The 8,902-nt window shown below is 66.5% G+C and carries 11 protein-coding genes; 9 read left to right on the plus strand and 2 right to left on the minus strand.

Going from position 1 to position 8,902, the window contains the following annotated elements; translation table 11 throughout:
- The 8 genes from AB1609_09655 to hypB form a co-directional block, all read left to right on the plus strand.
- Positions 1 to 818, plus strand: an 818-nt coding sequence (locus AB1609_09655) for a nickel-dependent hydrogenase large subunit (protein MEW6046728.1), incomplete at its 5' end; no start/stop codon positions are given.
- Entirely contained in the window at positions 790 to 1,302 is a 513-nt protein-coding gene (locus tag AB1609_09660) for a hydrogenase maturation protease (protein MEW6046729.1), read from the plus strand. The genes AB1609_09655 and AB1609_09660, both read left to right, overlap by 29 nt.
- The gene (hypF, locus tag AB1609_09665; protein MEW6046730.1) at positions 1,295 to 3,733 is read left to right on the plus strand and encodes a carbamoyltransferase HypF; all 2,439 of its coding nucleotides are present in this window, start codon (positions 1,295 to 1,297) and stop codon (positions 3,731 to 3,733) included. Before AB1609_09660 ends, hypF begins: the two co-directional genes overlap by 8 nt.
- Positions 3,711 to 3,959, plus strand: coding sequence for a HypC/HybG/HupF family hydrogenase formation chaperone (locus AB1609_09670; protein MEW6046731.1), 249 nt, complete (start codon positions 3,711 to 3,713; stop codon positions 3,957 to 3,959). Before hypF ends, AB1609_09670 begins: the two co-directional genes overlap by 23 nt.
- Positions 3,956 to 5,050 (plus strand): hydrogenase formation protein HypD, encoded by a 1,095-nt coding sequence (gene hypD / locus AB1609_09675; protein MEW6046732.1) that lies wholly within the window; start codon positions 3,956 to 3,958, stop codon positions 5,048 to 5,050. Before AB1609_09670 ends, hypD begins: the two co-directional genes overlap by 4 nt.
- A 44-nt stretch (positions 5,051 to 5,094) precedes the next feature.
- Complete coding sequence (hypE, locus tag AB1609_09680) at positions 5,095 to 6,192, plus strand: hydrogenase expression/formation protein HypE (protein MEW6046733.1); 1,098 nt, start codon at positions 5,095 to 5,097, stop codon at positions 6,190 to 6,192.
- Positions 6,193 to 6,221: 29 nt separating this feature from the next.
- Complete coding sequence (locus AB1609_09685; protein MEW6046734.1) at positions 6,222 to 6,623, plus strand: hydrogenase maturation nickel metallochaperone HypA; 402 nt, start codon at positions 6,222 to 6,224, stop codon at positions 6,621 to 6,623.
- The gene (gene hypB / locus AB1609_09690) at positions 6,617 to 7,303 is read left to right on the plus strand and encodes a hydrogenase nickel incorporation protein HypB (protein ID MEW6046735.1); all 687 of its coding nucleotides are present in this window, start codon (positions 6,617 to 6,619) and stop codon (positions 7,301 to 7,303) included. Before AB1609_09685 ends, hypB begins: the two co-directional genes overlap by 7 nt.
- A gap of 139 nt (positions 7,304 to 7,442) precedes the next feature.
- On the opposite strand, the gene AB1609_09695 is transcribed toward hypB, so the two are convergent.
- Positions 7,443 to 7,940: a DinB family protein gene (locus AB1609_09695; GenBank protein MEW6046736.1), complete on the minus strand. Its 498-nt coding sequence runs from the start codon at positions 7,938 to 7,940 to the stop codon at positions 7,443 to 7,445.
- Positions 7,941 to 8,023: 83 nt separating this feature from the next.
- Here AB1609_09695 and AB1609_09700 point away from each other — a divergent pair, with 83 nt between their 5' ends.
- Positions 8,024 to 8,116, plus strand: a complete 93-nt coding sequence (locus tag AB1609_09700) for a hypothetical protein (GenBank protein ID MEW6046737.1) — start codon at positions 8,024 to 8,026, stop codon at positions 8,114 to 8,116.
- Here the strand turns inward: AB1609_09700 and AB1609_09705 are convergent.
- The gene (locus AB1609_09705; GenBank protein MEW6046738.1) at positions 8,073 to 8,639 is read right to left on the minus strand and encodes a histidine phosphatase family protein; all 567 of its coding nucleotides are present in this window, start codon (positions 8,637 to 8,639) and stop codon (positions 8,073 to 8,075) included. The two genes, AB1609_09700 and AB1609_09705, sit on opposite strands and share 44 nt — an antisense overlap.
- Positions 8,640 to 8,902: the final 263 nt, after the last annotated feature.

Consider the following 8,902-nt stretch of genomic DNA (forward strand, 5'->3'; position numbering starts at 1 on the left):
CCAGAAAAGAGCTGCAGGCGCTCACGGACGATCTGAAATGGGGCCTCGACGCTGCCTACGAGACGTTCCGGTGGGTTTCCCGCTTTGACTTCCCGGAGTTTGAGCGGGATTACGAGTTCGTGGCCCTGCGCCATCCTGACGAGTACCCCCTCAACGAAGGGCGCATTGTCTCCAACAAAGGGCTGGACATCGACGTGCGGGAATACGACGACCACTTTGTGGAAAGGCACGTGCCGCACTCCAACGCCCTGCAATCTTCTATCAAAGGCCGCGGCGATTACCTGTGCGGCCCGCTGGCGCGTCTCAACCTCAACGCGGACAGGCTGTCCGGGCTGGCCGCCCGGGCGGTGAAGGAAGCGGGTGCTCCCCTGCCGTGGCGTAATCCTTTCCTGAGCATCGTTGCCCGCAGCGTGGAGATGGTCTACGCGTTCGAAGAGGCCCTGCGGTTGACTGCCTCGTACGAGCCCCCGGAGCGGCCCAGGGTAGACGTTCCGGACCGCCCGCCGCGGCCCGTCGTGGGCTATGGGTGCACGGAGGCGCCGCGCGGCATCCTGTACCACCGCTATCGGATCGGCACCGACGGCCTCATCGAGGCGGCCAAGATCGTGCCGCCCACCGCCCAAAACCAGGCCTCTATGGAGCACGACCTGCGGGATCTGGTGCCCCGGCTTCTCAACCTTTCCCGGGACGAGCTCACGTGGAAGTGCGAGCAGGCCATCCGCAACTACGACCCGTGCATCTCGTGCGCCACCCATTTTCTCACCGTGACCGTCGACGAGGGGCGGGACGGTGACCGGACAGCGGGCTCCCCGGGTTAGGGTCATCGGGGTCGGCAACCCCTTTGCAGGCGACGACGGCGCGGGCATCGAGGTGGTCCGGCGCCTTAGGGCCGAAGGGCTCGACCCGGAGGTCGAGGCGGTGGAGGCGGGAGACGCCACGGTCGTGATCGATGCGCTGCAGGGGGTAAAAAAGGCGGTCGTGGTGGATGCCGCTGTTAGGCAAGGGCCGGCCGGAGCTGTGGGAGATCGGCGCTACGAGGCGGGCCAGGTGATTCGCCTCACCCCGGAGCAGCTTTCCCGGACGGGGCTCACCCCCCTTTCCACTCACGGGGTGGGGGTGGCGGACGCCATCCGCCTGGCTCAGATCTCGAGCCCCCGCACGGTGGCCGGCTGCATCGTGGTCATCGCCATCGTGGTAGAGCGGGTGCGGCCCTTTTCTCGCGGCCTTTCTCCCCCCGTTTCGGCGGCGCTGGACAGGGCCGTTCGGGTCGTGCGGGAGGAGCTCCGGCGCCGGGATGCGTGACGCCCGCCTGGTGGATACCGTTCAGGACGCGCCGGACCCGGCACGGCGGCGCAAGGCCGTACGCGTTACGGGCACGGTCCAGGGGGTGGGTTTTCGCCCCTTCGTGTACCTCACGGCCGGCGCCCTGGGGCTCGGGGGCTGGGTGCGCAACGAGTCCGGGTCGGTGTACATCGAGGTGGAGGGCCCTCCGGCCCGCATCGAAGCCTTCATCGAGGCTCTGCGCCATAACCCACCGCCCCTTGCGGTGGTGCGGGAAGTCACGGTGTGGGATCTGCCCTGCCGGGGTGAGACAGCCTTCGCCATCCAGGACAGCCTCGCCGGGGCGAGCCTTTCGCCGGTCGTTCCGGCCGAGACCGCCACCTGCCAGGCTTGCCTGGAGGAGATCCGGGACCCCCGGCAGCGGCGCTTCCGGTACCCCTTCACCAACTGCACCCGGTGCGGCCCGCGCTACTCCATCATCGAAGCGCTTCCCTACGACCGCACGCGTACCGCCATGAAGGCCTTTCCTCTTTGCGATCAGTGCCGCCAGGAGTACCACGACCCTCGGGATCGGCGCTTTCACGCCGAACCCATCGCCTGCCCCCGCTGCGGCCCGCGGCTCGAGATGTGGGACCCGGCCGGCGCCTGCGTTGCAACCGGGGACGAAGCGCTGCGCCGGGCTGCCGAAGCCATCCGGGAAGGCGCCATTGTGGCGCTCAAAGGGCTTGGCGGTTTTCAGCTTCTGGTGGATGCCCGCAGCGAAGAGGCGGTCCGGCGGCTTCGGGAGCGAAAGCGCCGGGAGGCGAAGCCCTTTGCGTTGATGTTCCCCGGTCCGGAGGTGGTGAAGGCTGTGTGCCGCGTCTCGCCGGAAGAAGAGCAGCTTCTGTCCTCGCCTCAGGCGCCCATCGTGCTGCTGTTGCGCAGGCCGCCGGACCCGGGGCGGGAAGAGAGCCTGCCGGGGGAGGCCATCGCGGCGTGCGTGGCCCCGGGCAACCCCTATCTGGGGGTGATGCTCCCCTATACACCCCTTCACCATCTTTTGATGCAGGAGCTTGGTTTTCCCGTGGTCTGCACCAGCGGCAACCTCAGCGAGGAGCCCATCTGCATCGACAACGCCGAGGCTGTGCGCCGCCTGAAGGGGATAGCCGACCTCTTCCTGGTGCACGACCGCCCCATTCTGCGCCATGTCGACGATTCGGTGGCCTCCGTCATGGCCGGGCGGCCGGTGCTCTGGCGCAGGGCCAGGGGATACGCACCGCTTCCGGTATCCGTCGGCCGGCCCCTGCCCGCCATTCTGGCCGTGGGCGGCCACCTGAAAAACACCGTAGCCCTGGCCGTCGGCTCGGAAGTGGTGGTAAGCCAGCACATCGGGGATCTGGAAAACGCGGAGGCCGTGGCGGCCTTCGAACGGGTCGTCGCCGACCTCCTCGGCTTTTTCCGGCTTGAAGTGGAGCGGGTGGCCTGCGACCTCCACCCCGATTACTTCTCCTCCCGCTTCGCCGAACAGTTCAGCCGGGAACGGGGCGTGCCGCTGGTGCGGGTGCAGCACCACCACGCCCACGTGGCCGCCTGCATGGCCGAACACGGCCTGCGAGGGCCCGTCCTGGGAGTGGCGTGGGACGGCACGGGCTACGGCACGGATGGTACCGTGTGGGGAGGGGAGTTCCTGGTCGTCGATGAGGGCGGCTTTCGCCGTGTGGCCCATATGCGCCCGTTCCGGCTGCCCGGCGGGGACAAGGCTGTCAGGGAGCCGCGGCGAAGCGCCCTGGGCGTGCTGTTTGAACTGGAAAAGGCCGGGCCCATCCCGTGTTCCGATACCGTCGCTCGCAATCTCGGCTTTTCAGAGGCTGAGGTCCGTGTTCTCGAGACCATGCTTCGGCGGGGCTTGAACGCTCCTGTGACGACCAGCGCCGGCCGCCTGTTCGACGCGCTGAGCGCCCTGCTGGGGCTGCGGACCCGGTCGAGCTTCGAGGGCCAGGCGGCCATGGAGCTTGAGTTTGCCATCGAACGGAGGGGCTATACCGAAGCCGCCGCTGTATCAGGCCTGACCGAGGAAGCGTATCCCCTTCCCCTGGTCAGGCCCGGCGCCGGGGAAGGCGGATGCTGGGTCGCCGACTGGGAACCGGCGCTGCGTGGCGTCATTCAGGACATGCAGAGGGGCGTACCTGCGGGGCGCATCAGCCTTCGCTTCCATAACGCGCTGGTGGCGCTCATGGTGGCCGTGGCCCGGGAGGTGGGGCTCGAGCAGGTAGTCCTCAGCGGCGGCTGCTTTCAAAACCGCTACCTTACGGAGCGTGCGGTTTCACGCCTGCACCAGGCGGGTTTTTCCGTTTACACGCACCAGACCGTTCCGCCCAACGACGGCGGTATCTCCCTCGGTCAGGTCCTGGTGGCGGCGGGCTGGCAGGCATCAAAGGAGGTGGACGGCCATGTGCCTGGGGATCCCGGGTAAGATCCTCAGCATCGCTGACGACGGGCTTCGTACGGGCAAGGTGAGCTTTGGCGGGATCGTCAAGGACGTCTGCCTGGCCTACGTGCCCGAGGCCGGTGTGGGTGACTACGTGATCGTGCACGTCGGCTTTGCCATCAGCAAGGTCGATGAGGAAGAGGCAAAGAAGGTGTTCGAGCTGCTGGAAGAGATGGGAGAGCTCGCCGAGGCAGGAGGACAGGGGCCGTGAAGTTCCTGGAGGAGTACCGGGATCCGGAAGCGGCCCGCCGTATGGTGCAGGCCATTCGCCGCGCGACCACCCGGCCCTGGACCATCATGGAGGTCTGCGGCGGACAAACGCACAACCTCATCCGCTTCGGTATCGACGAGCTTCTACCGGAGGCCATCACCCTGGTGCACGGCCCCGGCTGCCCCGTGTGCGTCACGCCGGTGGAGATCATCGACGAAGCCCTCGAGATCGCCTCGGGGAAAGACGGCCGGCCGGTCGTTTTCTGCTCGTTTGGGGACATGCTGCGGGTGCCGGGCTCGCGCAAGGACCTGCTGGCGGTAAGGGCCGAGGGGGCGGATGTGCGGGTCGTCTATTCGCCCCTGGACGCGCTCAGGCTCGCCGTGGAAGCCCCCGAAAGGGAAGTGGTTTTCTTCGCGGTGGGATTTGAAACCACGGCTCCGGCCACGGCCATGGCGGTCTTCCGGGCCAGAGAGCTGGGAGTGCGCAATTTCTCGATCCTGGTTGCCCACGTGCGGGTGCCGCCGGCCCTGGAGACCATCCTGTCGTCGCCGAGGAGCCGGGTGCAAGGATTTCTGGCGGCCGGGCACGTCTGCACGGTGATGGGGTACGAGGAGTACGAGCCCATCGCCGAGAGGTACCGGGTGCCCATCGTGGTGACGGGGTTTGAACCCCTTGACCTGCTGCAGGGTATCTACATGTGTGTCCGGCAGCTGGAAGAGGGGCGCGCGGAAGTGGAAAACCAGTACGCTCGGGCGGTGCGGCGCGAGGGTAACGTACCGGCTCGGCAACTCATCGAGAAGGTCTTTGAGGTGGTGCCTCGCCGGTGGAGGGGGCTGGGGACCATAGCGGACAGCGGCCTGCGCCTGCGGCCGGCGTACCGGGAGTTCGACGCCGAACATCGCTTCAGCCTGTCCTATGTGAGCGAAGAAGGGCCGTCGGAGTGTATCGGCGGGCTGGTTTTGCAAGGGCTCAACAGACCCCACGAGTGCCCGGCCTTCGGCAAGCGCTGCACGCCCGAACATCCGCTCGGTGCACCCATGGTCTCCGCCGAAGGAGCCTGCGCCGCTTATTATCGGTACCGGCGCCCGTGACCCGGCTAATGCTCGGGGCTGATGGCAGGGGGGAGGGACCGCCCTTGGACGAAACGGCGGACTTTTCGCTGAGCTGTCCCGTTCCCATTGCCCGGTATCCGAAGGTGCTGCTGGCCCACGGCGGGGGCGGACGGCTGATGCGCCAGCTCATCGAGAAGATGGTCGTTCCTGCCTTTGGGTCGGAGGCGTTGGGCGAGCTGCACGACGGAGCCGAACTGGAGCTGTCCGGGGCCGTGCTGGAACCGGGAGCGAGGCTTGCGTTTACCACGGACTCGTTCGTGGTGAGCCCTCTCTTTTTCCCGGGCGGCGACATTGGCGTACTGGCCGTAAACGGCACGGTCAACGACCTGGCCATGTGCGGGGCGCGGCCCCTTTACCTCAGCGCGGCCCTGATCCTTGAAGAGGGCTTGCCGATGGAGACGCTGTGGCGCGTCCTGCGTTCGATGAAGCAGGCGGCGGACAAGGCCGGGGTCGTAGTGGTCACCGGCGACACCAAGGTGGTGGAGCACGGGAAAGGGGACGGCCTTTTCATTACCACTGCCGGGATCGGCGTGATCGGGCCGGGGCGGGCCATGTCCCCTTCCCGGGTGAGGGCGGGTGACCTGATCCTGCTGAACGGCGACGTCGGGCGCCACGGGGTCGCCATCATGTCGGTTCGGGAGGGCCTGCAGTTTGAATCGGTCATCGAAAGCGACACGGCGCCCCTTGCCGACCTCGTCACGGCCATGCTGGATTCGCGCGCCGAGGTGCACTGCCTGCGGGACCTGACCCGGGGCGGCCTGGTCAGCGCCCTCAACGAGATCGCCGGGAGCCTCGGAAGGGGCCGGCCCGGCTCGCAGGGGCTTGGCATCGTCATTGACGAAGGGGAAATCCCCGTACGGGAGGACGTGGAGGGCGCCTGCGAGCTTCTCGGGCTCGACCCCTTGTACGTGGCCAACGAAGGGCGCTTTGTCGCCTTCGTTGCCCCGCAGGACGCCCGGCGGGTGCTGGATGTCATGCGGGCCCACCCGCTGGGGCGAGAGGCGCGCATCATCGGCCAGGTCGTCGAGTCCCACGCCGGCCAGGTGGTCATGAAGACCCGCGTCGGTACCAACAGGGTGGTGGATATGCTGAGCGGCGAGCAGTTGCCGAGGATCTGCTGACAGGGCAGGGTTTTAACGGCGTGCATGAGATGGGCATTGCTCTTTGGTTGCTTGAGCAAGCCGGGCGGGTCGCGGCCGCCCGCGGAGCAGGGCGTGTCGAGGCCGTTGAGGTGAGAGTCGGAGACCTTTCAGGCGTCGAGCCGGACGCCCTTCAGTTCGCATTTGAGGCGGCGCGAGAGGCCTTTCCGCTGTGCGTGCATGCCAGGCTGAAGGTGGAGCGGGTGCCTTTGAAAGTACGTTGCCCGGCATGCGGGCACGAGGGCCCGCCGAGTCCAATGTCATTTGCATGCAGCGGGTGCGGGAGCCCGCGCACCACTGTTGTGACCGGAGAGGAACTTGAGCTGGTGGCGGTCGAGGTCGATGCTTCGACGGGCGTGGACATCGTGCAGGGGGAAACCGGGAAGAACCAAAGGGAGGGCTCTTCGTGGTAGAACGCCTTGAGGTACAGCAAAGAGTACTTTCGTCCAACGATCGGCTGGCAGCGGAGCTGCGTGAGTCCTGGCGGCGCCAGGCGGTTTTCTGCATGAACGTGGTCGGATCGGCAGGGTGCGGCAAGACATCGCTCCTCGAACGCACGCTCCAGCATTTCCAGGGTAAGCTGCGCGCAGCGGTGCTGGTCGGTGATGTCCAGACTGAACGGGATGCACAGCGCCTGGCGCGGTTCGGCTTCCCTGTCAGGCAGATCATCACGGCGGGTGTCTGCCACCTTGATGCGAGCATGATTCAGCGGCACCTGCCTTCCGTTCACCATGAGGGGCTCGAGCTTCTCGCCATCGAGAACGTGGGGAACCTGATTTGCCCATCCTCCTACGACCTCGGGGAGGATGTCCGGGTGGTCGTGCTGAGTACCGTGGAGGGAGACGATAAGCCGCTGAAATATCCCGGCATGTTTAGGCGTTCCCAGGTGCTTGTCATAAGCAAGATGGACCTTCTCGGCTTGACCGATTTCGATGTGGAGAGGGCCGTCGCCCACGCGAAGGCGATTAACCCGGAAATGACGATCTTCAAGACCTCCAGCCGTACGGGTGAGGGGCTGGATGAGTGGTACCGGTGGGTGGAGCGTCAGGTGGCCCAGAAGCGGCTTCTTGAGGACCTGACGGGTCGCGCCTGAGATCGCCGAAAGAGCGCGGCGTCGCGGCGCCCGGTGTCCAGGAAGTGGCGTTGCTTTGCTGCGGCGTGTTCGGCTCACGAAGCCCTGGCGACTAACGTCGATCGAGCGCTTTGACCCGGCAGAGAGGTGCCCCCTCCCGTTACTCGATCGGCGGCAGGCCCATCAACGCACGCAGCAGAGCGATCTGCCCCGTGTGGTAGCTGTCGTGGCTCAGCAGGCCGACCAGGATCACGAACCGCCTGAATGTCTCTTCGTTATCTCCATTTCCGGCCAGCAGGTCCTCCGCCTTGACGGCCTTGCACAACCCGACCAGGGCCTCTTGAACCTTCTCGAGGTCAGCGAGATCAGCTTGCCACGCCGCCTCATCGGCCGGGTCCGGGAGCGTCCAATTATAGGGCCTCCAGTCGGGCACGGTTCCTCCCGAGAAGCGGGTTATCACCCGTTGTCGCCAGAAGTGAATGTGCCGGAGGTGCTCCCAGATGCAGTGGCGGTCCGGCGCGGGACGCCAGAGCGCCTGCTCCACCGACAGGTCGGCCACGTGCTTCCACAGGGGGCCGTGCCAGTACATGTTTTCCTTAAGGAACAGGCGTTGCATGGTCTCCGCCAGAGCCACACCGAACTCGATCGGCATCGTCATGCTCCTTTCTTGCCGAAATCTCTCAGCCTGCCGCTGCAGTGGCCCATGAGCCCTGGAACCGGAAAGCCTCACGCTGGGGGCAGGTGTTCGGGTTCGGGGATGCTACCCTGACGGCGGCACGGCTCGACCGGCTCACGCACCGGTCCCACGTCCCTTTGTTCGAGGGTAGGTCGTAGACGGCACGAAAAGAAGCCCCTTTCTTATCCAATCGAGCCCCACCACGCTTGCCGGGGGAAGGAACCGATCCTCCCCCATCTCCCGGAGCAGGCAGCGAATCACCCCGCCGTGGGTGAAGAGCAGGTGCCGTCCAGGGGGAAGCGCTTCGACGAAGTCCACGACCCGCCTGCGAAACATCTCCACGCTCTCCCCACCGGGTGCGACGAAGGGATCGAAGGCGACAAGAGCCTTCCTGTAAGGTGGTGCGAGGGTGTCCCACTCTGCTCCTTCCAGCTCCCCAAAGTGGATTTCCCGGAGCCTCCGATCAATCGCGGGCTCCCCGTAGGCGAGCCGGGCAGTCTCCACAGCGCGGCGGAGATCGGAGGAGAAGACCCCCTGGAAGATCTCGTGTTCGAGCCGCGGCCGTAGAGCTTGCGCCTGGGCCCGTCCCCGCCTGGCAAGAGGGATGTCCGTCCATCCGGTAAGCCGTCCCCGGCGGGTCCAGGCAGTCTCGCCGTGGCGTACGACCCAGAGCTCTTTCATCCGCACACTAGGCCGCGCCCACCCTGATGAGCCCATGGTGCGAGCGGCATCGGCGCTGCCCGGACGAGAGAACAACAGGGTGCAACCGTGCTACACCGGCCATGGCTCTTGCCGCCAGCCCATGTCCCAGAACATCCACTCGTACCGGCTGGTTGTGACGAAGTGAGCCGCAGCGGCTGCCCGCTGCGCGGGCGTCAGGTCAGCGGCGATTTGCTCCGTGAGTTCCAGGACGGCCCGGACGATGGCGCCAAACTCCTCGCCGC

Source organism: Bacillota bacterium (assembly GCA_040754675.1).
GTDB lineage: Bacteria > Bacillota > Limnochordia > Limnochordales > Geochordaceae > Geochorda.